The sequence below is a fragment of the Secundilactobacillus hailunensis genome (assembly GCF_005405185.1).
Classification (GTDB): domain Bacteria; phylum Bacillota; class Bacilli; order Lactobacillales; family Lactobacillaceae; genus Secundilactobacillus; species Secundilactobacillus hailunensis.
In genome coordinates this window covers 16,325-38,311 of record NZ_BJDO01000009.1, presented here as the reverse complement: position 1 = coordinate 38,311, position 21,987 = coordinate 16,325, and the positions used below count along the sequence as shown (strand labels likewise).

The 21,987-nt window shown below is 46.0% G+C and carries 22 protein-coding genes; all 22 read right to left on the bottom strand.

What is annotated here, in order from left to right:
* Window positions 1–40 precede the first annotated feature (40 nt).
* The 22 genes from recD2 to murD all read right to left on the bottom strand — a co-directional run bounded on the left by recD2 (window position 41) and on the right by murD (window position 21,953).
* Complete coding sequence (gene recD2, locus FFM73_RS04140) at window positions 41–2,563, bottom strand: SF1B family DNA helicase RecD2 (RefSeq protein ID WP_137630522.1); 2,523 nt, start codon at window positions 2,561–2,563, stop codon at window positions 41–43.
* A 21-nt stretch (window positions 2,564–2,584) separates the two neighbouring features.
* Entirely contained in the window at window positions 2,585–3,313 is a 729-nt protein-coding gene (locus tag FFM73_RS04135; RefSeq protein WP_137630521.1) for a tetratricopeptide repeat protein, read from the bottom strand.
* Between the two features lie 12 nt (window positions 3,314–3,325).
* A complete protein-coding gene (locus tag FFM73_RS04130) occupies window positions 3,326–3,985 on the bottom strand; it encodes a histidine phosphatase family protein (RefSeq protein WP_137630520.1) in 660 nt (219 codons plus the stop codon).
* A gap of 118 nt (window positions 3,986–4,103) precedes the next feature.
* Window positions 4,104–5,228 (bottom strand): tRNA 2-thiouridine(34) synthase MnmA, encoded by a 1,125-nt coding sequence (gene mnmA, locus FFM73_RS04125; RefSeq protein WP_137630519.1) that lies wholly within the window; start codon window positions 5,226–5,228, stop codon window positions 4,104–4,106.
* 105 nt (window positions 5,229–5,333) lie between these two features.
* The gene (locus FFM73_RS04120; protein ID WP_137630518.1) at window positions 5,334–5,681 is read right to left on the bottom strand and encodes a DUF1831 domain-containing protein; all 348 of its coding nucleotides are present in this window, start codon (window positions 5,679–5,681) and stop codon (window positions 5,334–5,336) included.
* 154 nt (window positions 5,682–5,835) lie between these two features.
* Entirely contained in the window at window positions 5,836–6,024 is a 189-nt protein-coding gene (locus FFM73_RS13175; protein ID WP_198418928.1) for a zinc ribbon domain-containing protein, read from the bottom strand.
* A 6-nt stretch (window positions 6,025–6,030) separates the two neighbouring features.
* On the bottom strand, window positions 6,031–7,014 hold the full coding sequence (locus FFM73_RS04115) for an RNA-guided endonuclease InsQ/TnpB family protein (RefSeq protein ID WP_198418927.1): 984 nt from the start codon (window positions 7,012–7,014) through the stop codon (window positions 6,031–6,033).
* Window positions 7,015–7,223: 209 nt separating this feature from the next.
* On the bottom strand, window positions 7,224–8,384 hold the full coding sequence (locus tag FFM73_RS04110; protein ID WP_137630517.1) for a cysteine desulfurase family protein: 1,161 nt from the start codon (window positions 8,382–8,384) through the stop codon (window positions 7,224–7,226).
* A gap of 21 nt (window positions 8,385–8,405) precedes the next feature.
* On the bottom strand, window positions 8,406–9,092 hold the full coding sequence (locus tag FFM73_RS04105) for a 5'-methylthioadenosine/adenosylhomocysteine nucleosidase (RefSeq protein ID WP_137630516.1): 687 nt from the start codon (window positions 9,090–9,092) through the stop codon (window positions 8,406–8,408).
* Window positions 9,093–9,116: 24 nt separating this feature from the next.
* On the bottom strand, window positions 9,117–9,425 hold the full coding sequence (locus FFM73_RS04100; protein ID WP_235874449.1) for a hypothetical protein: 309 nt from the start codon (window positions 9,423–9,425) through the stop codon (window positions 9,117–9,119).
* Window positions 9,426–9,977 carry an NUDIX hydrolase gene (locus FFM73_RS04095; protein ID WP_137630515.1) on the bottom strand — a complete coding sequence of 184 codons (552 nt, stop codon included), beginning with the start codon at window positions 9,975–9,977 and terminating at the stop codon, window positions 9,426–9,428. It lies immediately after the preceding gene.
* A 25-nt stretch (window positions 9,978–10,002) separates the two neighbouring features.
* On the bottom strand, window positions 10,003–10,233 hold the full coding sequence (locus tag FFM73_RS04090; RefSeq protein ID WP_137630514.1) for a cold-shock protein: 231 nt from the start codon (window positions 10,231–10,233) through the stop codon (window positions 10,003–10,005).
* A 209-nt stretch (window positions 10,234–10,442) separates the two neighbouring features.
* Entirely contained in the window at window positions 10,443–13,247 is a 2,805-nt protein-coding gene (ileS, locus tag FFM73_RS04085) for an isoleucine--tRNA ligase (RefSeq protein ID WP_137630513.1), read from the bottom strand.
* 271 nt (window positions 13,248–13,518) lie between these two features.
* The gene (locus FFM73_RS04080) at window positions 13,519–14,226 is read right to left on the bottom strand and encodes a DivIVA domain-containing protein (RefSeq protein ID WP_137630512.1); all 708 of its coding nucleotides are present in this window, start codon (window positions 14,224–14,226) and stop codon (window positions 13,519–13,521) included.
* A gap of 23 nt (window positions 14,227–14,249) precedes the next feature.
* The gene (locus FFM73_RS04075) at window positions 14,250–15,032 is read right to left on the bottom strand and encodes a YlmH family RNA-binding protein (RefSeq protein ID WP_137630511.1); all 783 of its coding nucleotides are present in this window, start codon (window positions 15,030–15,032) and stop codon (window positions 14,250–14,252) included.
* Between the two features lie 16 nt (window positions 15,033–15,048).
* Window positions 15,049–15,333 (bottom strand): YggT family protein, encoded by a 285-nt coding sequence (locus tag FFM73_RS04070; protein ID WP_235874448.1) that lies wholly within the window; start codon window positions 15,331–15,333, stop codon window positions 15,049–15,051.
* 11 nt (window positions 15,334–15,344) lie between these two features.
* Window positions 15,345–15,794 carry a cell division protein SepF gene (locus FFM73_RS04065; protein WP_137630510.1) on the bottom strand — a complete coding sequence of 150 codons (450 nt, stop codon included), beginning with the start codon at window positions 15,792–15,794 and terminating at the stop codon, window positions 15,345–15,347.
* Window positions 15,795–15,837: 43 nt separating this feature from the next.
* Entirely contained in the window at window positions 15,838–17,088 is a 1,251-nt protein-coding gene (gene ftsZ / locus FFM73_RS04060) for a cell division protein FtsZ (RefSeq protein WP_137630509.1), read from the bottom strand.
* A gap of 24 nt (window positions 17,089–17,112) precedes the next feature.
* Window positions 17,113–18,435, bottom strand: coding sequence for a cell division protein FtsA (ftsA, locus tag FFM73_RS04055; protein ID WP_137630508.1), 1,323 nt, complete (start codon window positions 18,433–18,435; stop codon window positions 17,113–17,115).
* Between the two features lie 185 nt (window positions 18,436–18,620).
* Complete coding sequence (locus tag FFM73_RS04050; RefSeq protein WP_137630507.1) at window positions 18,621–19,457, bottom strand: cell division protein FtsQ/DivIB; 837 nt, start codon at window positions 19,455–19,457, stop codon at window positions 18,621–18,623.
* A gap of 19 nt (window positions 19,458–19,476) precedes the next feature.
* Window positions 19,477–20,571, bottom strand: a complete 1,095-nt coding sequence (gene murG / locus FFM73_RS04045; protein ID WP_137630506.1) for an undecaprenyldiphospho-muramoylpentapeptide beta-N-acetylglucosaminyltransferase — start codon at window positions 20,569–20,571, stop codon at window positions 19,477–19,479.
* On the bottom strand, window positions 20,571–21,953 hold the full coding sequence (gene murD, locus FFM73_RS04040; protein WP_137630505.1) for a UDP-N-acetylmuramoyl-L-alanine--D-glutamate ligase: 1,383 nt from the start codon (window positions 21,951–21,953) through the stop codon (window positions 20,571–20,573). Before murD ends, murG begins: the two co-directional genes overlap by 1 nt.
* Window positions 21,954–21,987 lie beyond the last annotated feature (34 nt).

Here is a 21,987-nt window from a genome sequence, read left to right as displayed (position 1 = left end):
TATTGTCAATTTACCTGCATAAACAAATAGTACACTATCGCTAATTTTTAGTAAACGATTTTGGCGTGATCTTTCCCATTCCGATCATCGGATCGATCTGACCGCTGCTGACCAACGACATGGTTAAAATGCCATCGTTTAAAATCGTCGGTCCATTATCTTCGGCTACTGGTTCCGGTTGGGCCTCTGATTGCGGTTGCGAGGCTCCTTCAGGCTGATCAACGGGCTTGCTGGCAGCTGGTTTTTCAGCCGCCTGCTGGCTAATTGATTCCTGAACGTCACTGATAGTCGCCGTAATACGGTCTACTAGCGCCGTTTGGCGGTTAACTGACTGCCGCTTGACACTGGTTTCAAACGCCGCTTGTTCACCCAGTAAAATCAACGTTGACTTAGCCCGAGTAATGGCGGTATACAGCAGATTACGTTGCAGCATCCGCGAATACTGCATGACCATGGGTAGAATCACCATTTTAAATTGGCTCCCCTGCGCCTTATGAATCGTCGTGCAGTACGCCAACGTTAACTTATCCCATTCATTGCGCGGATAGGTAACTTCAGTCGTGTCAAAGGCAACGGTAAGTTTATCGACTTTATCCGTATTCCCCTTCGATTTAGCTAAGGTGATGCCCACGATCGAGCCAATGTCACCGTTAAACACGTTATTTTCGGGACTATTGACTAGGTGTAACACCTTGTCCCCAATTCGGAATTTTTCACCGCGAAATTCAACTTCTTTTTTACGGGTATCACTTAAGGGATTCATAATATCTTGAATCAGCGTATTTAAACGCGTTACCCCGGCTGGACCCCGGTACATCGGTGCCAACACTTGAAAATCGTCCGCGGAGAAGCCCCGCTGCTTGGCCTTGCCAACAATTTGTTCAATCACGGAAGGCATCTGATAGGCGTTGCAAGCAATAAATGACCGGTCAGACTTATTTTGCGTAAAATCAGCTGGTAATTTGCCAATTTTAATGTCGTGGGCTAACGGAATGATCGACGAATCGTCGTCCTGGCGATAAATCGTGTTGAGCTCCATTTCCTTCAGCCGATGACTGCTTAAGAGGTCAAAGAAAACCTGTCCTGGCCCAACGGATGGTAACTGATCTTTATCACCGACTAATACCACCTGCATGGAGTCGGGAATGGCCCGCAGCAGCGTGCGGAACAGATAAATATCCACCATCGACATTTCGTCAACGATCAACAGCGAGCCTTCCAGATCTTTAGCCGTCACATCGTCGTTATTTTCCCGTCCCGTCAGTCCTAATAGCCGGTGGATCGTACTGGCAGGTAAACCGGTCGTTTCACTCATCCGTTTCGCTGCCCGGCCCGTTGGTGCGGCCAGCAGAATGGGAAACGGCTGGTCCTTATACTGATTAACGTCTAAGGACAGCTCGTGCAATTTCGCATACAGGTTCACAATGCCGTTAATAATGGTCGTTTTACCCGTTCCCGGACCACCCGTCAACAGGAAAACGTGGGATTGAATCGCCGCTAAAATCGCTGACTCCTGCGACTCATCGTAGGTAATTCCCAGATTGCGTTCAACTAAGCGCATCTGTTTTTCAATCACTTTATCCTTAAAGCTGGGCAGATCCTCAGCCTGACAGATGCGGTTGAGGTGTTCCGCTGCCTGCCATTCCGCGTCATAGAGACCCTTCAAGAAGATCCGGTTACCTTCGCCAACCACCTTTTGCGCTTTTCCCAGTTCGATCAGCTGATCCGCAATCAATTGTGGATCGACTGCTTCATTGCGGCTATCCTGCAAGAGTCGAACGGTGCCGTTCAGTAACGGTTCCGCAGTGGTAAAAGTGTTACCGTCCGCCATGGCCAGTTCACTTAACGTTTGCAGCAACCCGGCCTGAATCCGTTGCGGTGACTGGGTACCAATGCCGAGCTGATCCGCAATTTGGTCAGCCCGTTTAAAACTCACCCCGTTAATGTCTTCAACTAACTGATAGGGGTTCTCCTGAATCACCTGCAGCGTTTTTTCCTTATAACGTTCAAAAATCACACTGGCGAGCCGACTGCCAAAGCCGTAGCCGTTTAGACCAATAATGATCTGTTCGACGCCGTTATTACTGGTCAAGTTGTCAATCAGCGTCTGTTTCACTTCAGTTTTTAAATTTAGCGGATCCAGTACTGATGGGTCCTGATTGATCTGATCAATGGCCGTTAAGCCCAGTAAGGCGACAATCTTTTCAGCCGTTTTTTTGCCTAATCCCGGAAAGTCATCGCCTGACAGATACTGAACAATGCCTTCCTTAGTCGTTGGCGCCTCGTTTTGATAATTATCCGCCTGAAATTGCTGGCCGTATTTGGGATGTTCCACTAATTTACCAAAGAAGCGATAAGGCATCTCTTCAGCCACATCGGCAAAGTTACCGGTCACCACGATCTCATCACCACGCCAGTCAAGGTTAGTTTGCGAGACCTTCACCAGTAAGACCTTGTAAAAACTATCTGGACTTTCAAAAAAAGTCGCTGATACTGTACCAACGATGTAGGACTGCTGTGGCTTTTGATCCGCATCAAATAGATTTATATTTTCACTGGCCATTTTGCACATCCCACTTTCAGATTAAGCGTTCGTCTGATCATCTTTGGACTTTTGATCAGTTTTCTTTTTAGTTAAAGCCCCTTGAATATCGGCTAACCGTGACTGCCCTTTTTGATAGTACTTAGGGTCTAATTGCTTGGCTTGGTTAAAGTACTCAGTGGCATCTTCACCCATGACGACAGCGGCAATCCCACGGTCAAATTGAGCGTGGCCATTTTTCGGATCACTGGCTAACGTTTTATCGTAGTACTCAGCAGCCTCTTTAAAACTGCCGACTGCTAATAGATTATCCGCAATCAATTGGTTGACTTGCGGATCCTGCCGGTGATTTTCTGCGGCGGTCAACGCGAATGCCAGCGCCGTTTTATGGTCGTTATTACCCATATAGCTTTGCGCTAACATCATGTAGGCATCACTTTTTAACTTAGAATCTTTAACTTTATTGAACTGCGCAATGGCTTTTTGAAATTCCCCAGCCGCGTAGTACACGTTACCCAGACCGTACGTTAAGGTATCCTTGGCAGCCCGGCTCTTATCCGCAAATAGCCCCAGCGCCTTCATCATTAATTCTTCTGCTTGAGAATAGCTCTTTAGATTAACTAACAGTGCCCCTAAATCATAGTAGGTATGGTAGTTATCTGGATCATCATCAATTTCTTGAATCAGCCGGTGCATGAGCTGTTCTGATTCTTTTTGTTTCGCATCCCGCTCAGCCTTTTGAGCATCCTGCTGTTGATTTGTTTCAGTCATGTCCTCGCCCCTCTAAATAGTGTCTGTTGAATCAAGTTTTCGTTTCAAATAATCGGTTTTGTTCCAGGCCACTAGTTCATAGTGTGCACCTACATCATGGGTCTCTAAAATGGTCGTGGAGGTATTACTCAGCCCGCCACGATCCCGTAAATGGGCTAAGGGTGTCCCCAATAACGCGTTGATCTCAGCGTTTAAAGCCGCCCCGTGGCTAACGATCAAAACGTTTTGATCATCGTTTGGATAATTATGAACAATGGTTTGAATCGCCGGTGTCATCCGGTCGATCACTTCCTGAAAGCTTTCACCGCCAATTTCCACTGGACGATAATCAGCCGGTGCGTTACGAAAAGCGTCGAATTCCTCAGGAAACCGGGTTTGGGCCTCTTTAAAGCGCATCCCCTCCATTTTACCCAGGTGAAACTCTTCCAGCCGACTCAGCAAACTGAGAGCTGGTCTGCCAGGTAGATACTGACGGACAGTACTGGCCGTATCCCGGGCCCGCTTAATCGGACTGGCATAAATATGGGCAAATTTGATCTGTTTTAAATACGTCCCAGCTTGCTTAATTTCATCATAGCTTTCAGGTAAGAGCGGCGAATCACCACCCGCACCTTGATAACGTGACTCAAGATTCCATTCGGTTTTACCATGTCGTAAGAAAAATAATTTCAATGTCTGTCCCTCTCAACCAACGTTAATTTTTAAAATTAATCAATCCTATTATGACAGGTTGACTCGAAAAAACCAACCTAAGTTCTGCATAGAACCCAAGTTGGTTTTGATTACCTATTTAGACGTATTGGAGCTGACGATCTTTACTGTAAGCAGCGTCAATAATGGCACTTCCTAGACATTCTTGACCATCGTAGAAAACGACGGCTTGTCCAGGTGTAATTGCCCGAACCGGATCATCGAATTCAACGGTCACCTTTTGACCATCGTCAGACAGGTGAACGGTCACACCGGTATCGACTTGGCGGTAACGGAACTTCGCGGTTGCCCGGAAATCCTGACCGCGGTCAATGTTATTGACCCAATGAATGTCAGAGGCTTCAAGATGAGTTGCGTAAAGATGCTCATTATGATAACCCTTGCCGACATACAAAACATTCTTCTTCAAGTCCTTACCGATTACAAACCAAGGCTCGTTATCTTCGCCATCGCCACCAATACCAAGGCCCCGGCGCTGACCGATGGTATAGTACATCAGACCGGCATGCTCGCCCTTAACGTCACCGTCAAGGGTCATCATCTTACCGGGTTTGGCTGGCAAATAGTGGCCTAAAAAGCCCTTAAAGTTCTTCTCACCGATAAAGCAGATCCCAACGGAATCCTTCTTGTGAGCCGTTGCCAAGCCAGCCTTCTCAGCGATCCGCCGAACTTCTGGCTTAGTGATGTCGCCAATGGGAAACATCACACGGTCCAGCTGTTCTGTGGAAAGCTGACTGAGAAAGTAGGTCTGGTCCTTGTTTTGATCGACCGAACGCATTAAGTGCATATGACCATCAGCATCGCGGTTTAACTGGGCGTAGTGGCCAGTTGCGATGTAGTCAGCACCAAGATCCAAAGCGTAGTCTAAGAACGCCTTAAACTTGATTTCCTTATTACAGATCACATCCGGATTAGGGGTCCGACCCTTCTTGTACTCATCTAAGAAATAAGTAAATACCCGGTCCCAGTACTCCTTTTCGAAGTTAACTGAGTAGTAAGGAATTCCAATTTTGGCAGCGACTTTAGCCACGTCTTTGTAGTCTTCAGTAGCAGTACAGACGCCGTTTTCATCAGTGTCGTCCCAGTTTTTCATGAACACACCGACCACGTCATAGCCCTGCTGCTTTAAGCGTAGTGCGACAACGGACGAGTCAACCCCGCCACTCATGCCGACAACCACACGCGTTTGGCTGTTGTCTTGCATAAAATCACCATCACTTCATAACAGATTCTGGAGAATCTACGAGTTGAAGGTCGCAAAAATCCAGTATAAATGATAATACACGCCAATAGCAGTGATTGCAAGCGATTAGTGCGTTACTGGCACGATGATCTCGCGTTCTTCCAGATTATCCATAATGTAATGGAACTGTTCCAGAAAGGCATCTTTGCGATCCATTTTGAAAATGTTCACTTCACGCATACCATTACCCGCAACAGCAGCCATTTTAAAGCCGCTTAAATCTGAATTGACCATGACTTTTAATTCTACCGTTGCATTATAGGGGGACGCTGGGTCCAATGAGCGCTTTAACGTGAAGCTGCCGTTCTTACTTTCATTAAAGCCAACATCTCTCAGTGAAAATTTCTTAATGCCATCACTGATTGTATACGACTGCTCGTCACCCTGTAACTTAGTTGTTTTATCAAATGCCATCTTACTTCGCCTGCTACTGATAACTTATAAAAAGTTAACGATTATTCTTGTTTCTTCCTATCCCGCCTCGCACGTTGCCCGCTACTGCGGTTGATATGATAGTCCACAAGCGTCAATTCCCGGCTAGCCACCGGTACATGCTTTGCAGCCTGGTTTAGTAGGCTAAGACAAAGTTTTTCGTATCCCTGATATTCAGGGCAGCATTTAAATCACGGTCATTGGTATAGTTGCAATTAGGGCAGTGATAAGTGCGTTCACTCAGCTTTAAGCTTACTTTCTTAGTGCCACATTGGTGACAAAGTTTGGAAGTTGGCTCAAAACGTCCAGTTAAATGTACTGGAATTCCTAATTACTGACATTTAGCAATCAATTTTACTCTAAAGTTGTAGAAACCTTGTTGAGCGATAGCTTTAGCTAAATGCCGATTTCTCATCATCCCGCTAACATTCAAATCTTCTAAGGCAATCCACTGCGGCTTGGTTCTCACCACAGTGGCAATCAGCTTATTTTGATAATCAATCTGAATATTAGTTAATCGTTGATAAAGCCGTTGCACCTTCAGCTGAGTTTTGGCTAGGTTCAAATCAGTAGCAGATCTACCTTCCTTCAGTTTTCTAGCCTTCAGTGCACGATACTGGCGTGATAATTTTCTTTGTAATCGTCGAAGCCGTTTTCTAATTCGCTTCAGACGACTGCTTTTGTTCTGATTGCTATAGGTGGAACCATTACTTAAAATTGCAAAATTCTTTAATCCTAGATCAATGCCGATAGGACAACCATCTAATATAGGTTGAAGCGAATCAGCCTGTTCTACGACACAGGTCAGATAATACCGACCAGCTTTAACTTTCACTCGTCCTTGTTTAATCACAAAATGTTCAGCATCAGTAGGAATGTAGCCGAATTCTTTCAATCGTATCCAGCCCAGTTTGGGCAATTTAATCCGGTGCCGGTCACAAGCAATGATCTGTTTTTGACTATTCTTAACAAAGTAGTAGCTACCTTGACCTCGTTTAAACGAACGCCAATGCGGGTAGTTACTTAGCCTCTTAAAAAAACGTTTCATAGCTGTATCCGCATCAATAAACGCCTGCTTCACAGACTTGGAAGATAATTCTTTAATCCACTGATCATCTGGATTAACATCCAAATAATCATGATTAAACCACCTAGAAAACTCATAGGCACTCATGTAGTGATAACCACACTCATAACGTTGACGATTAATATCTAAAAAGAGGTTGTAGGCCCAGCGACTACCGGATATCTGCTGATCAATCAGCCAAGCCTGCTTGTCAGTTGGCTTAAGCTCAACTTTATAGGTAATTAACATCGTATTTCCTCATTTAATTAAGTTTGGTGACCCACTTACCCAGTGGGTTCAAGCTAATTATACCCGATAGATCCCTTTAAAAGGTATTTTAAGGGAATTATGAGGGAAACTATTTTCAAAATCAGTCAGTTCATTAAGACTAGCAGAACAACAAGGTTTCATCCCTTTTGATAAGTCATTAGAGACTTTTATAACAGAATGGTAGGCATTTATCCCTCACTGCGTGTCTTTACCCGAGACACAATTTTAGAAATATTTGTTACCAGTGCTGAAATATCGACCCCAGTCGTGTAACGACCGAAACTGATCCGAATGGACTCTGAGATTCGGGGACTGTCTGAACCAAACATGGCGGTCAAAACATGCGATGGTTCAATTGACCCCGCCGTGCAGGCTGAACCGCCGGAAACGGCAATCCCAGCTAGATCAAGGTTGGTCTGCATAACGTAGGTTGAGACCCCTTTGATCCACAGGTTCAACACGTGCTGTAAATTATTCCGGTCCAGTGACCCGTTCACTTCAAAGTCCACGCCAGCGTCCGTCAAGCCTTTAACAATCTGCTGCTTGAACTGAAAGTACTTCTCTTGACGATGGGCCTTTTCTTCAGAAGTGATCGTTTTAACGGCTGCCGCCATACCAGCGATTCCCGGTACGTTTTCCGTCCCAGCACGGCGCTTTTCTTCCTGGTCGCCGCCCTTGATAAAACTGGGAAAGTTGATCCCCGTTTTACGGTATAGAAAGCCGACCATTTTTGGCCCGTTGATCTTATGTGCCGAGGTAGACAGCATGTCGATATGGTCGCGTTTAACATCAATGTCCAGCAAACCGTAAGCCTGCACCGCATCCGTATGGAACCAAGCTTGGTGATCCTTCAGCAGTTCACCGATCTCGTGAATCGGCATATGCGTCCCCACTTCGTTATTCCCGGTCATGATGGTAACCAAGATCGTATCATCACGTAAGGCGTGTTTGAAGTCATCGAGGCTGATCTGACCATTTTCATCGACTGGTAGATAGGTCACTTCAAAGCCCTGTTCTTCTAGAAAATGCAGGGGCTTTAAAATCGCCTCATGTTCAACCGCCGTGGTAATAATGTGTTTGCCTAATGATTGGCGTGCATAGGCCGTTTGCATAATAGCCGTGTTATCAGATTCAGTCCCGCCACTGGTAAAAATAATGTCATCTTCATCGGCATTAATGCTCTGGGCAATAATCTGCCGGCTGTTTTCCAGAACGGTGTGCGCTTGACGCCCTAAGCCATAAAGGGTTGACGCGTTGCCGTAAACGTTTTGCAGCTTATCCGTCATTTCCGCGAGCACCTCGTCAGAAATGGGGGTGGTGGCTGCGTTATCTAAGTAAATTTCTTTCACTTTAAGTACTCCTTTAACTCGTTAAACTGCAAACAGGACCAACAACATTTGTGCTGACCGTTTACCAGCCTCAATAATAAAGTCATCAAAGCTGACCCCGGCGTTTTCGTCACCAACATCAGACATTGCCCGAACCACGACGTAAGGGGTGTTAAATTGGTGGGCCACTTGGCCAACTGCCGCGCCTTCCATTTCACTGGATAAGGCATCTGGAAAATGGGCTAAGATTTTTTCGACAGCTTCGTGACTGGCAATAAATTGATCCCCAGAAACGATCAGACCGGTTTTAACGTTCAGTCCAGTTGATTTAGCGGCTTGTTCTAGCTTTGCAACCCAGGTCTTGTCAGCATCAAAGCGGGCAGGTTGGCCGGGTAATTGACCGTAGACGTAATCAAACGCCCGTGCGTCGACATCGTGATAGGCCGTCTGCGTTGATAATACCACGTCGCCCACGTGCAGACCCTTGCCGATACCACCGGCCGAACCAGAGTTAATGACCACGTCAACGTGAAACTGCGTGATCAATAAGGCAGTCGTTAGTCCAGCCTGTACTTTACCGATCCCTGAACGGACTAAAACCACATCCTGGTCACTGATCGTCCCTTCATAAAACGACACGCCGGAAACATCCACGACGTTTTCGTTGACTAAGGCTTTTTTTAACGTTTCAATTTCTTCATCCATGGCGCATAAAATACCGTATTTCATTATATTGCCCTCACTTTATAAGCGTTAAAATTCCACAAAAAATAGGATTAAAAAGACTGCAATAATGCCCACAATCAGCCAGCCAATCGCCCAATTTAACCGACGTTTTAACCGGTTGACCTTATCAGCCGCTACCGCATCTTGCTGTCTTTGGTCGTATTCCGGATCACTATGCTGTTTAGCGTAGCGCTTTTCGGCTTTCAGCCGTTCGTGATCACGGCGGTCGAAGTCTTCCTGCTTTTTCCGCTGTTCCTCGCGATACGCACTGCGGCTCAATGGCTGTCCACCATCGTTTGCCTGTTGATCATCATCTTGATATGCGATAAGACTCACCTACTTTTTTTGCTGCATCATTTCAAACCGCCAAACCGCCATCACCGTTTTAGCATCTTCAATGTCACCATTTGCAACCATCGTTCTCAATTCATCTAAGGAATAAGATTTAATATTTAGGTTTTCACCCTTATCCCGTGGCAATTCAGATTGCACCGGTCGCAGATCAGTGGCTAAATATAACGTCATGTATTCGTCTGAAAAGCCCACTGACGAATAAAAACCGGCTAACCGTTCAAGATGGTCAGGGTGCAGCCGAATTTCTTCATTCAATTCCCGAATGGCGGCGTGCTGAGGGTCATCACCATCCCGCGAATCCAGCTTGCCCGCCGGAATTTCTAACGTGGCCCGTCCAATCGGTGAGCGCCATTGCCGTACCAGAATCATTTTTTGTTCCGGTGTAATGGCCATAATTCCTACGGCACCCGAATGATGCACGATCTCACGGTAGGCCTTTTCGCCATTGGGTAATTCAACCGTTTGACGTTCGACGTTCATAATGGCACCGTCATAGATTGGCGTATGCGCGATTACTTTTTCTTCTAAATCCATTTAATCATCCCTTGTTGATCAGTAATTATGCTTCAGAATCCGTCTGCGTTGATTCTTGAACTGGCCGGACCCGTGCTGCTTGAGGCCCCTTTTGACCTTCAACCACAACGAATTCAACTTCTTGTCCGGGCGTTAATTTTTTAAAACCGCCCATTTCAATCCCGGTATAGTGCACAAAAAGCGATTCACCAGCTTCAGATTTAATGAAGCCAAACCCGTTTTGTTCGTTGTAACGTTCTACTTTTCCTTTAATCATACTGCCACTCCATTCAAGTTAAGTTACTTATCTGATTACGTTCTAAACATTTTATGACTTGGAAATTAAGCAGTGTCATTGGCGTTAATTGAAAATAACTCGCTTTTTATTTTAAACTACCAAGCCCATCTAAATCAAGCCAGTGGCGTCCAAAAAACGGGCGCCAGACAAAACCATTCGTCTGACACCCGTTTTGTTTTAATCTTTAATTACTTTTCGTCAAACGCGACACCCACAGTTTCTGGGAACTCTGCGCGAACGATCTTGGCACAGCGGTCACAGAAGTGCGGATAATCAGGGTCTGAACCCACCGTTTCGCGGGTCATCCGGCAACGTTCGCAAACGTCACCATCAGCTTCGGCCACAACGATGGCAACACCATCGTTGAATTGTTCAGCATCCGCTGGTGCATCCGCCATTTTGGCAACCGTCAAACCAGATACCAATAATACCTGACGAACATCAGTATCTAAGTCGTTTAATAACTTAGTCTGCTTGTCATCAAGGTACAACGTCAATTTAGCTTCAGAAGCCTTACCAATCAGTTTTTGATCACGCGCTTCTTCCAAAGCTTTCAAGACATCTGAACGCAATTCCATGAAGGCGTCCCAGTTTTCAACTAACTGATCTTCACCGTTGAAGTGTTGAACTTCAGGCATCTCAGCTAGTTGGGCGTAGTCTTCCGGTTCCTTCAGGAATGGCCAAATTTGTTCTGCTGTATGTGGCAGGATCGGTGTTAACAATTTAGTTAAACCGGCTGCAATGTCATACAGAACAGTTTGCATTGAACGGCGTGAATGGCTGTCCTTAGCATCGATGTACAAGATATCCTTAGCGAAGTCCAGATAGAAGGCTGATAGATCAGAAATCACGAAGTTCATTACTTCCTTGTAAATATCCAAGAAGTCATAACGATCATAGTGACCCTTAACGCTTTCAATCAGCTGGTTGAATTGAGCCAGCATATACTTATCAGCTGAAGCTAAGTCTTCAACTGGTACCGCATCGGTCTTTGGATCAAAGTCACTAGTGTTCGCCAGCATATAACGCATGGTGTTTCTGATTTTCTTGTAAGCATCAGAGATCTTGGTGAAGGCGTCCATTGAGACCCGCACGTCAGCGCTGCTATCAACAGAAGCAACCCAGAGACGGACGATTTCGGCCCCCATCTTCTTAATGACTTCAGCTGGGGCAATGGTGTTCCCCAACGACTTGCTCATCTTGTGGCCTTGACCATCAAGGGTAAATCCTTGTGATAATACCGCCTTGTATGGGGCATGACCAGAAACCGCCACACTGGTGATCAAGCTCGAGTTGAACCAGCCACGGTACTGATCAGAGCCTTCAAGGTAAAGATCAGCCGGGTACTTCAATTCTGGCCGTTCAACCAGCACTCCTTGATGAGTAGAACCGGAGTCGAACCAAACATCCATGATGTCAGTTTCCTTGGTGAACTTACCGTTTGGAGAATGTGGTGAAGTAAAATCATCTGGTAACAGGTCTTTGGCATCACGTGAGAACCAGACATCAGAACCATACTTACCAAATAACTGCGCCACGTGTTCAACCGTTTCTGGCGTAATAATGGCCTCACCATCTTCACCGTAGAAGATGGGCAGTGGCACGCCCCAGACCCGTTGCCGTGAAATGACCCAGTCACCACGGTCACGAATCATGTTGTGCAGCCGTTTCTTGCCCCAGTCAGGGAAGAATTGAACATCATCAATAGCAGCTAAAATTTCATCTTTCATCTTATCAACTGACGCAAACCATTGCGGCGTTGCCCGGAAGATAACCGGTTTCTTAGTCCGCCAGTCAAATGGGTAACTATGCTTATATGGCATGTAGTCCAGTAACAGACCAGCATCTTTTAGCTTATCCAGTGAGATCTTGTTGGCATCATCGTAGAAGACCCCTTCAAAATCAGGACCGGCTTCACTAGTCATGTAGCCTTTATCATTAACTGGGACTAAAATATCAAGTCCGTATTTTTGACCAACGTAGAAGTCATCTTCACCAAAACCAGGTGCGGTATGAACTAAGCCAGTACCGGCATCCAAGGTAACGAAATCGCCGAGCATCGTCACTAACTTACGGTCTGGGTAAAATGGGTGCTGTGTCAAGACACGGTCGAGTTCTTTACCCTTTACCGTCTTCAATGTCTTAACGTCTTCCCAGCCAAATTTCTCAGCACATTGGTCAACCAATTCGGTGGCTAACACAAACTTACGGGTTTCCCCTTTAGGCTGAACAACTGAGTAATCAAAGCCGGCATCAATGGTGATTCCTTCTGATGCGGGGATTGTCCATGGCGTCGTTGTCCATACGACCATGTATGTATTGCCGTTTTCCAAAACACCCTTGCCATCAACGACTTGTTCACCGTAAAAAGCGGAAGGTGATGTCACATCGTGGTATTCAACTTCGGCTTCAGCCATTGCAGATTCAGATGACCATGACCAAAAGACTGGTTTCTTACCCTTAAAGATCAAACCGCGTTTAGCAAAGGCCCCAAAGACCCGTACTTCTTGGGCTTCAAATTCAGGCTTCAATGTCAGGTATGGATTATCCCAGTCACCAGTAACACCTAGACGTTTAAATTCTTCACGCTGACGGTCAACTTGTTCCAAAGCATACTTACGGCATAATTGCCGGAATGCAACCGTCGACATCTTCTTACGGTCGTAACCTTGCTGTGTCAACTTTTGTTCAATTGGCAGGCCATGAGTATCCCAACCGGGAACGTAGGGTGCTCGAAAACCGTTCATTGACTTGTAACGGACAATAAAGTCCTTTGAAACCTTGTTCAAAGCATGACCCATGTGAATGTCACCGTTCGCGTATGGCGGGCCATCGTGTAAGATAAACGTTGGTTTACCTTCGTTTAATTTTTGTCTTAATTGATATACTTTATTATCAGCCCAAGCTTTTTGAAGTTCAGCTTCTTTGACTGGTAAATTACCGCGCATTTTGAACTTGGTTTTACCTAAGTTCAGTGTGTCTTTTACCCGCATTAGGGTCCCTCCTCAAATTATTGGATGGCACAAAAAAAGACCTCACCCAAGGGACGAAGTCTTCGTGGTACCACCCAATTTTAGAATCAATAATTCTCTTATCTTAGCCGTTAACGGAGCCGACCCGTTCTGACCTACGTGTTTCAGTCAGACAGCTAGAAGATGATCTGCATTCCAACAGAGGTTACCGGCTTTCCACCATGACACCGGCTCTCTGAAACTTGCTGGGATGCTTTCTATTCTTCATACCGCTTTAAGATTTAGCCGCAGATTACTTTTTAGCGTCATCATCTGGGAAGATTACGACCGTTTCAGTTGACTGATCGTTATCTGGATCAACCGGCTGATCAGCGTCATAGATCTCACCCGATGAATCGGATTGTTCATCTGCTTGTGAAGTCGAGTTTACGCCATCTTCATTCTCATTGTCAAGTTTGTTTTGTTTAATGACGTTCTTAATTTCTTCATAGGTCGACGAGCCGTCATCTTTAAGCAGGTTATCCCAGCTGTCGCTCTTAATTTCTTCCAGCTGGCTTTCAAGCATGACTTGCAGCCGCTGCCGAAATACTCGGGTGCTCTTCTTAAGATCGTCAGTTTCCACGGCTAATTTTTGCGCCCGTTTGGAAACTTCCGAAATTAACTGGTTACCCTTTTGCGTTGCTTCATTCACCGTGTCATCCGCTTGTTTCTGCGCTTCTTGATTGATGATCTCGGCTTCTTTTTGCGAGTTCGACTTGACCTTGTCCGCGGCTTCCTGTGCCACAATGATCGACTGGTTCAGTGAATCTTTCAAATCATTGAAGTACTTCAGCTTCTCATCTGCGGAAGCTAGTTGATCCGTTAACTTTTTATTCTGATCCAGCGTGATCTGATAATCTTTAATAATCTGTTCGAGAAAATCATTCACTTCGTCAACGTTGTAACCACGTAACTTTGTTGAAAATTCCTTATTATGAATGTCTAATGGGCTAAGTACCATTGTCCGTTCCTCCCCAATTGCAATTATTTATGCAGCACTGCTAGTGTGACTTTCAGCTTATCCTTCTTGGTCACGCCGTTAACACTTGTTAACCGCACCCGGCCAAACCCACGAACTGAAATAATATCTTGATGTTCCAGTTGGTAATCTGGTCGCTCAAAATCATTCCAATTTAATTGAATTCGACCGGCTTCGATCAACTCCTTAGCGCGGTGCCGTGATAGATGAAAACCGGTTGCCACCACGTTATCAAGCCGTGTAGAAGACAGCGTCGTGCTCTCTTCTTCCCAGGCATCGAGCGGCACGATATGATCCGCCAGATTCATTTGGTTCAACCGCACCTTGATCTTACCCATCCGGTCAACCTGCGCACTCACGTAGCGGCTCATATCCGCCGTAATGAAGAACTGCCATCGCTCACCGTCAGTAATAATATCACCTAAAACATCCCGATCAATGCCGGCACCTAAGATGGAACCTAAAATCTGACCATGCTGAAGCTGGGTGAACTTTCTGGGATAATCGATCTCAAACAAGTTGATTTCAAAGTCCAGATCTGCGGGGGCAACGTAGGTTGGATAGATCATCGCCCGTTGCATTTCTGCGCCGGGGTAGCCGCCTTGAAAGGTCAGCTTCAGCTCAGCGTCACTATTCACTAGTGTTGATAAAATGTATTGCTGTCTGGGATTCAAAAAATGGGTCAAAATTGGCCGATATTCATCACTGGCCTGTTGAATGAAACCCGTTGCGCTTTCAATAAACGGTGCTTCTTCTGCTCGAAAATGCTGTGCAATGTGATCAGCCAACGTCAGCCCCTCCTAATTACATACCCATAAGTCGAAAAACAATTTGTTCAAGAAACACTAAGCCACTGCGAACAAGCCCTAAAACAAAGATCGCCACTACCGGTCCAAAACCGATCATACCGATCGACGCCCAGTTAAACCAGCGTTGAAACGGCTCAACAATAGCGCCCAAGAATTGCCCTAGCTTAGTCTGATACGCTCCCGGGAACCAGCTCAACAGCGCATAGACCACAATGGCCATAATGTACAAGTCGATTGCCCGGCTTAATAACCAAAACACAAACGTTACAAAAGCGACCAAAAACTCACTCCTTACTTCAGTTTCTCGCCTAAAGTGGCTGAGAGATCTCCGGTAATTTCAAAATTCTTGGGTGTACATAAGAAAATTGCGTCACCGATTCGTTCAATATCACCGTCAATAGCGAATACCGTTCCCGTCAAAAAATCAATGATTCGGCGGGCATTAGCATCATCGATCCGACTAAAATTAACAATCACAGCTTGCTGCTTGAGCAATTGACTGGCAATGTCTTGGACGTCCGAATACAGCCGCGGTTCAACTAAAGCAATTTTACTGGCTTTACTATTCGTCGCTGTACGGGGGGCGTTCAAAGAGACCACTTTATTGTCATCATGTCGTGGATGCAGGTTGTGTGCCAACGATTGATCAGTTACTGGCTGCTGAGTGTCTTGGGATACTTCAGCATCATCTTCGTAATTATCATCCATGCCGAAAAAGCGACTCATACTAAATTTTCCCATAGTAAACGCTCCTTTCGCTATTTATCCATGTATTTCAGTTGCACTAGTCGTTTTTACGACGGTGCTTAAAGAATGGCGGTGTATCAAGGCTGTTATCATTATCTGTGTCACTATTTGAAGTGTCATCGTTGTTAAAGACGCTGAAGTCGGGTTTAGAGACACCGTCGAATTCACTAGTATCTGGTCGACGCGATTCAGTGGATGCTGCTGGCTTTTGACCACTTTGACTGGCATTAAAGCTGTCCATCTGATTGTCATGGTCAACCCGGTGTGAATTATTAACGGGGGTGGCACCATCAGCTAACCGACGTGCCGTCCGAGTAGCGGTCTCGTGTTTCTTTTTGTCAATACCAGTGGCAATGACGGTCACCCGGACTTCGTCACCTAGATTTTCATCGATCGAGGTCCCGAAAATAATGTTGACATCGCTAGTGGCTGATTTAGAAACGATCTCTGAGGCAGACTGTGCTTCAAATAAGGACAGGTCTGGGCCACCAGTAATGTTTAACAGCACCGTTTCAGCACCATCAATTGAGACTTCCAGCAATGGTGATGAAATAGCCTTCTTAGTGGCATCTTCCGTCCGGTTTTCGCCGTTAGCGGAACCAACACCCATTAAAGCGGCGCCCTGATCCTGCATCACGGTTTTCACATCAGCAAAATCCAAGTTGACATAACCGGGACTGGTAATTAAGTCAGAGATTCCTTGAACCCCTTGACGAAGCACGTTATCGGCTTCTTGGAAGGCTTCCATCATTGGGGTCTTCTTGTCGACGATTTCCAGTAACCGGTTATTGGCGATCACGATCAAAGTATCCACGTTTTCCTTCATTGCTGCAACACCTTCAGCAGCAAAACGGGAGCGTTTAGGGCCTTCAAACGTAAATGGTCGGGTAACAACCCCCACGGTTAGTGCACCCTGTTCCTTGGCTAATTTTGCCACGACAGGCGCAGCACCGTTACCAGTACCACCGCCCATACCAGCGGTGACGAAAACCATATCAGCACCAGTCAGGGCTTCTGAAATCTGATCTTCACTTTCTTGAGCAGCTTTAGAACCGATCTCAGGATTAGATCCAGCACCTAGTCCACGTGTCAGCTTCGGTCCTAATTGAATCTTAGTTTCAGCCTTCGAAGCTTCTAGTGCTTGAACATCAGTGTTGGCAACAATAAACTCGACACCCTTAACGTCTTCTGTGATCATCCGGTTAACGGCGTTGCCACCACCGCCACCAACGCCAATGACTTTAATATTGGCTCCTCGGTTTTGTGTTGAATCTAACGAAAATTCCATTTTTAAATCCCTCCAGTAATCGGGTCAATCAAAGAATTCAGTGAAGAATTTCTTGATCCCCTGTCCACGTTGTTTTTTCGGTTTATCCGTACGACTTTGAGCAGGCTTAGTATGACGTGAATCGTTCACTTCAACGGACTGCTGCGGTTCTGGCTGTGAATCAATTTGCGAAACTAACTGGTCGTTGCCAGCTAAGGCTGACTGAACCAGCAGTGCCACTTCGCTCATTTGACCACGGTAATTGACCAATGATAACGCCTGAGTAAATGAAGGGTGCCGCAGTCCCATTTGATCAGGTATTGAAACTCTGACCGGTACGTCGAAGACATCCTGAGTAAGATCAGTAATGCCTGGAAGTGCGGCAACGCCACCCGTCAAGACAATACCACCAGGCAAGGATAAAGCGTTGGTGGCAGTTAACTGCGTCTTAAGTTTCTCCAGGATCTGCATTAAGCGCGCTTCAATGATCTCTGCTAAATACTTTTCTGAAATATCGCTTGGTCTGCTTTGACCCACAACGTCAACGGGAAATTGATTATCCTCTGAAGCCCGTGATGAATCCGCATACCCATAGTTACGCTTTAATTTTTCGGCATTTTCAATGGACGTATTCAGCACAACTGAAATGTCCTTGGTGATGTAATCGCCGCCTTCAGGATCGACTTCAGCAAACTTCAGCCGGTGATCATGGATCACAGCTGCGGTACTTTGGCCGCCTCCTAAGTCCAGCAGAATGGTCCCAAAGTCCTGCTCCCCGTCACTCAAAATACTTAAGCCTTGAGCGATTGGACTGACAACCGCCAGTTGTGCATTTAACCCAGCCTGTTCAACCGCCTTTTTAGTGTTATGTACGATTGTTTTGGGTCCAGTAAAGAGCATCCCATTCATTTCCAGACGAACACCAACCATTGATCTGGGATCTTTAATCCCGTCAAAGCCATCAACAATAAATTCGTCTGGTACTAGATTAATGATTTCGCGTTCTGGCGGCAAATTTTGAATAATGGCCGCTGACGCAACGTCTCTAACATCTTGATCAGTAATTTCCCGTGCCTGATCGCCAATAGCGATCATACCCGTTACCGGTTCAATTTTTAACATATTTGCCGAAATACCCACAATCACATCGTGAATCTGAATGCTGGCTTTCTCTTCGGCAGCTTTCACTGCCCGTTTGATTGCTTCACTCGCCTTATCAATATCCACGATCACGCCACGGCTCAGACCAGCTGCACGTTCGTTACCAACACCCAGTACGTTCAGCTGTCCCTCTAAATATTCTGCCACGATGACTTTAATTGAGGTAGTTCCGATATCAAGTCCTACATACATGCCCGAAGTATCCATAGTAGCAGGAACCTCCTCTGATTTCGATTTAATGAATTCTCATAAAAAAAGTCTTATTTTACTTTCCAGTTTACCACAAACACTACTCGTTAAAAAAGACATTATTCCCCTTAGATCGCGCAATAAAACGGTCGTCTCTAAAGCGGTTTCACCAACACTGGATTTATTTGGCTGACCCATTTCCTTTAAAACGAATACGAGTACGCGCCAACTTCCAAATTGACAATTTCCTTGTGCGACATTTTAGCCGCGATACTTGGGTAATAAGCCATTTTGCTGGCAAACGTTGAAATCGTGGCATACACTTCATTGCCGTCATTCATATATAAATGAACGCGTTCAGGATCCGCCTGGGTTGGTGAAAACTGGATTTCTGAGATCCCAGTTTGAATCTTTTTGGATAGTTTAGCATATTGCTGAATCATTTGGGAGAGCTGTTTATGGGATTTAAACTTATCATAAACTGGGTAGCTTCCCGTTGGCTGCTTTTGCCGTTCTTGAGAGATCACACCGCTGCCTAGAGCAACCCGATAGTAGCCGTTAGCAGGCACAAAACCGGCCGTTGGGTATTCAGCCACGTGAATCGACAGCTGATTGAAATGGGCAATCGAAAATGTGATGCGTTTCACTCGCGGTGTTTGCCGTTTTACCCGTTTGCTCAACTGCTGTTCTTTCCCCACGACCCGGTAGATCGAATCACCATGATCAATACCGCTGAGTTGGATCACCCGCTGCCTGGACAGGGCTTGATTGCCGCTCACACTGATCCGGCCAACGTGGCTTAACGGTGACACATAATAGCCTGATATGACCAGTATGATCCCAAAGATAGCGATCAAAATGCCCATTCGCTGTGCAAGACGACGATTTTTTTGATGCTTCAACCGCGGCAGTTTAGCCCCGATTCGCTGAACCCGGTTAGGCTTCTTAGCAGCCCGTTTGCGCTCCTCAGACTGGTATTTTTCCCACGGTGTAATTGCCACGTGGCGATTGGATTTGTCCCGGTTGATTTTAAAACTCATCTTGCACTCACTTCCTAAATTACGACTGGCTAACCTCTTTTAGCAACGCCAGCATTTCGGTAGCTGCCTTAGGTTTACCAAGCTTCTTAGCCGCAGCGGCCATCGCAGCACGTTTGCTGTCATCAGTCATTAATTCATCCATCGCTGATACCAGCGTTTGGGTGGTCAGATCAGCTTCCTTGATCATCAAAGCCGCGTTGGCGTTGACTAAACTCAGCGCGTTTTTGGTTTGGTGGTTCGCTGTCACGTACGGACTTGGAATCAAGATTGAAGGGACGCCTAAAGCCGTTAATTCAGCTAAGGTCGTCGCACCGGAACGGCCGACTACCCCCGCAAGCTTTGGCAGTACTTCCGGCATATTATTGATGTATGACTGAATCGAAATGTTATCAGCAGAACCAATTTTAGTTACCTGTTTCATGACGTCATCATACCGTTTCGGGCCGGTCACAAAAACGACCTGATAAGGCTTCTTAGCCAACGTTGGTAATGATTCAACCATAACTTGATTAAGCTTTAGCGCCCCTTGAGAACCGCCGACGACCATGATTGTTGGTACATCATCCTTTAACTTAAAGGCTGATAGACTAAAGTGGCTTTTAATATTGGCGACTTCCTGCGCTCTGGGGTTACCCGTCATGACCACTTTGTCAGCCGGAAATTGGGCTCTGGCATCCTCAAAGTTAATGGCGATCTTATTTACGTAACCGCTCAGAAACTTGTTAGTCATCCCGACCACGCTGTTTTGTTCGTGAATCACCGTTGGGACGTGCAGTTTAGCCGCCGCATACAAAACGGCGCCTGAAACGTAGCCACCGGTTCCCAGAACAACGTCCGGTTTGAACGACCGGACCAGTTTCTTAGACTGGTGAACGCTCTTTAAAAACAAGTAAACCGTCTTTAAGTTTTCCAGTGATAAGGACCGTTTGAACCCTTGAATGGTCATTGCTTCAAAAGGAATTCCTAGATCTGGTACGATCGTACTTTCAATTCCCCGGTGGGAACCCACGTAGAGTACTTCTGCGTCTGGGTCCTGTCGCTTAAGTTCATTGATCACAGCTAGTGCCGGGTAAATATGACCACCCGTACCGCCGCCAGAAACCATCAACCGCATTAGTTCTCCTCCTTTTTACCAGTTAAGTCTTCAACCGCTTTGATATACCGGTCACCGCGCACTTCAAAGTTCGGGTATTGATCCCAGCTCGCGTTGGCTGGTGACAGTAAAATAATATCGCCAGGCTGACTGTACTGGTAAGCGACTGGCACACCTGCTTCAGCGTTTTCAACAAACTTAATTTGCTTAATACCCGCTTTTTTAGCAGCGTCTGCTAAGAGATCCTTCGTCTCACCAAACAAAACAATAGCTTTAACGTGCTTTTTAAAGAACGGTGTTAACCGCTCAAAGGTATAGCCACGGTCCAAGCCCCCTGCTAACAGTACAACAGGTGCTTTAAAGCCCTTCAAAGCCATTTCAGTGGCTTCAATATCAGTGGCTTTAGAATCGTTATAGAACTGACGGCCTTCGCTGGTAAGCACGTATTGGGTCCGGTGACGAACACCGCTGAAAGTCGTCAAAACGTGTTTGATGGCCTCACTGGAACGGCCCTCGATCTTAGCTACGGCAATTGCTGCCAGGGCATTTTCGATATTATGGTCACCAGGGACTTTAACGTCTTCAGCAGCCATAATGGGTTCATCCTTGTAATACAGCGTGCCATCCAATTCATAAGCGCCATCTTTAGTTTTGGCTAACCGTGAAAATGGCACCACTTTGGCGCGAGATTGTTTGCTCAAGCCAACCAGTTCTTCTGAATCAAAGTTGACCACGAAATAGTCATCAGCCGTTTGGTTTTGGGTAATGCGCATCTTAGCTCTGACATAGTTTTCACGAGTTTTGTGATAATCCAAGTGGTTCGCAAAAATATTCGTTAACACAGCAATATGCGGGTGAAATTGAGTCGTCCCCAGCAGCATAAAGCTAGAGACTTCCATCACCATCGTATCTTGATCGGTCAGTTTTTGGGCCACTTGAGAAGCCGGTACCCCAATGTTGCCAGCATAGGCACTCTTACCGGCCGACCGTTCCTGATTCATCATCTTGGTGATCATGGTCGTAGTCGTCGTTTTACCGTTGCTGCCAGTAACAGCGATCAATTCTGCATCGGCAATCTCACTGGCCAGCTCAATTTCTGTGATGATTGGTAACTTCTGATCAACAGCTGCTTTGATCAGCGGTACATCGTAAGGGATACCGGGGTTTTTAACCATTAGATCAAAGCCAGCATCCAGTTGTGAAGGGTCCTGTTCACCCGTCAAAACGGTGTACCCGCCTTCAGTCTGCAATTCCTGTGCTTCTGAATTTTTCTCTAAGGGCTGCTGATCACTGACCGTGACTTCAGCACCTAATTTTTTAAGCAGCCGTGCTGCATTTAAACCACTTTTAGCTAACCCAACAACAATAACTCGTTTTCCTTCATATGCCTTGATACGCTTCATACCTTTTTCCGCCACCTATTAGTATTTTATTACT

Bases quoted from the DNA above. Each gene is read 5' to 3' on its own strand.
- recD2 (WP_137630522.1), bottom strand. From the start codon at position 2,563: ATGGCCAGTGAAAATATAAATCTATTTGATGCGGATCAAAAGCCACAG.
- FFM73_RS04135 (WP_137630521.1), bottom strand. From the start codon at position 3,313: ATGACTGAAACAAATCAACAGCAGGATGCTCAAAAGGCTGAGCGGGAT.
- mnmA (WP_137630519.1), bottom strand. From the start codon at position 5,228: ATGCAAGACAACAGCCAAACGCGTGTGGTTGTCGGCATGAGTGGCGGG.
- FFM73_RS04120 (WP_137630518.1), bottom strand. From the start codon at position 5,681: ATGGCATTTGATAAAACAACTAAGTTACAGGGTGACGAGCAGTCGTAT.
- FFM73_RS04115 (WP_198418927.1), bottom strand. From the start codon at position 7,014: ATGTTAATTACCTATAAAGTTGAGCTTAAGCCAACTGACAAGCAGGCT.
- FFM73_RS04105 (WP_137630516.1), bottom strand. From the start codon at position 9,092: ATGAAATACGGTATTTTATGCGCCATGGATGAAGAAATTGAAACGTTA.
- FFM73_RS04095 (WP_137630515.1), bottom strand. From the start codon at position 9,977: ATGGATTTAGAAGAAAAAGTAATCGCGCATACGCCAATCTATGACGGT.
- FFM73_RS04090 (WP_137630514.1), bottom strand. From the start codon at position 10,233: ATGATTAAAGGAAAAGTAGAACGTTACAACGAACAAAACGGGTTTGGC.
- ileS (WP_137630513.1), bottom strand. From the start codon at position 13,247: ATGCGGGTAAAAGACACACTGAACTTAGGTAAAACCAAGTTCAAAATG.
- FFM73_RS04080 (WP_137630512.1), bottom strand. From the start codon at position 14,226: ATGGTACTTAGCCCATTAGACATTCATAATAAGGAATTTTCAACAAAG.
- FFM73_RS04065 (WP_137630510.1), bottom strand. From the start codon at position 15,794: ATGGGAAAATTTAGTATGAGTCGCTTTTTCGGCATGGATGATAATTAC.
- ftsZ (WP_137630509.1), bottom strand. From the start codon at position 17,088: ATGGAATTTTCGTTAGATTCAACACAAAACCGAGGAGCCAATATTAAA.
- ftsA (WP_137630508.1), bottom strand. From the start codon at position 18,435: ATGGATACTTCGGGCATGTATGTAGGACTTGATATCGGAACTACCTCA.
- FFM73_RS04050 (WP_137630507.1), bottom strand. From the start codon at position 19,457: ATGAGTTTTAAAATCAACCGGGACAAATCCAATCGCCACGTGGCAATT.
- murG (WP_137630506.1), bottom strand. From the start codon at position 20,571: ATGCGGTTGATGGTTTCTGGCGGCGGTACGGGTGGTCATATTTACCCG.
- murD (WP_137630505.1), bottom strand. From the start codon at position 21,953: ATGAAGCGTATCAAGGCATATGAAGGAAAACGAGTTATTGTTGTTGGG.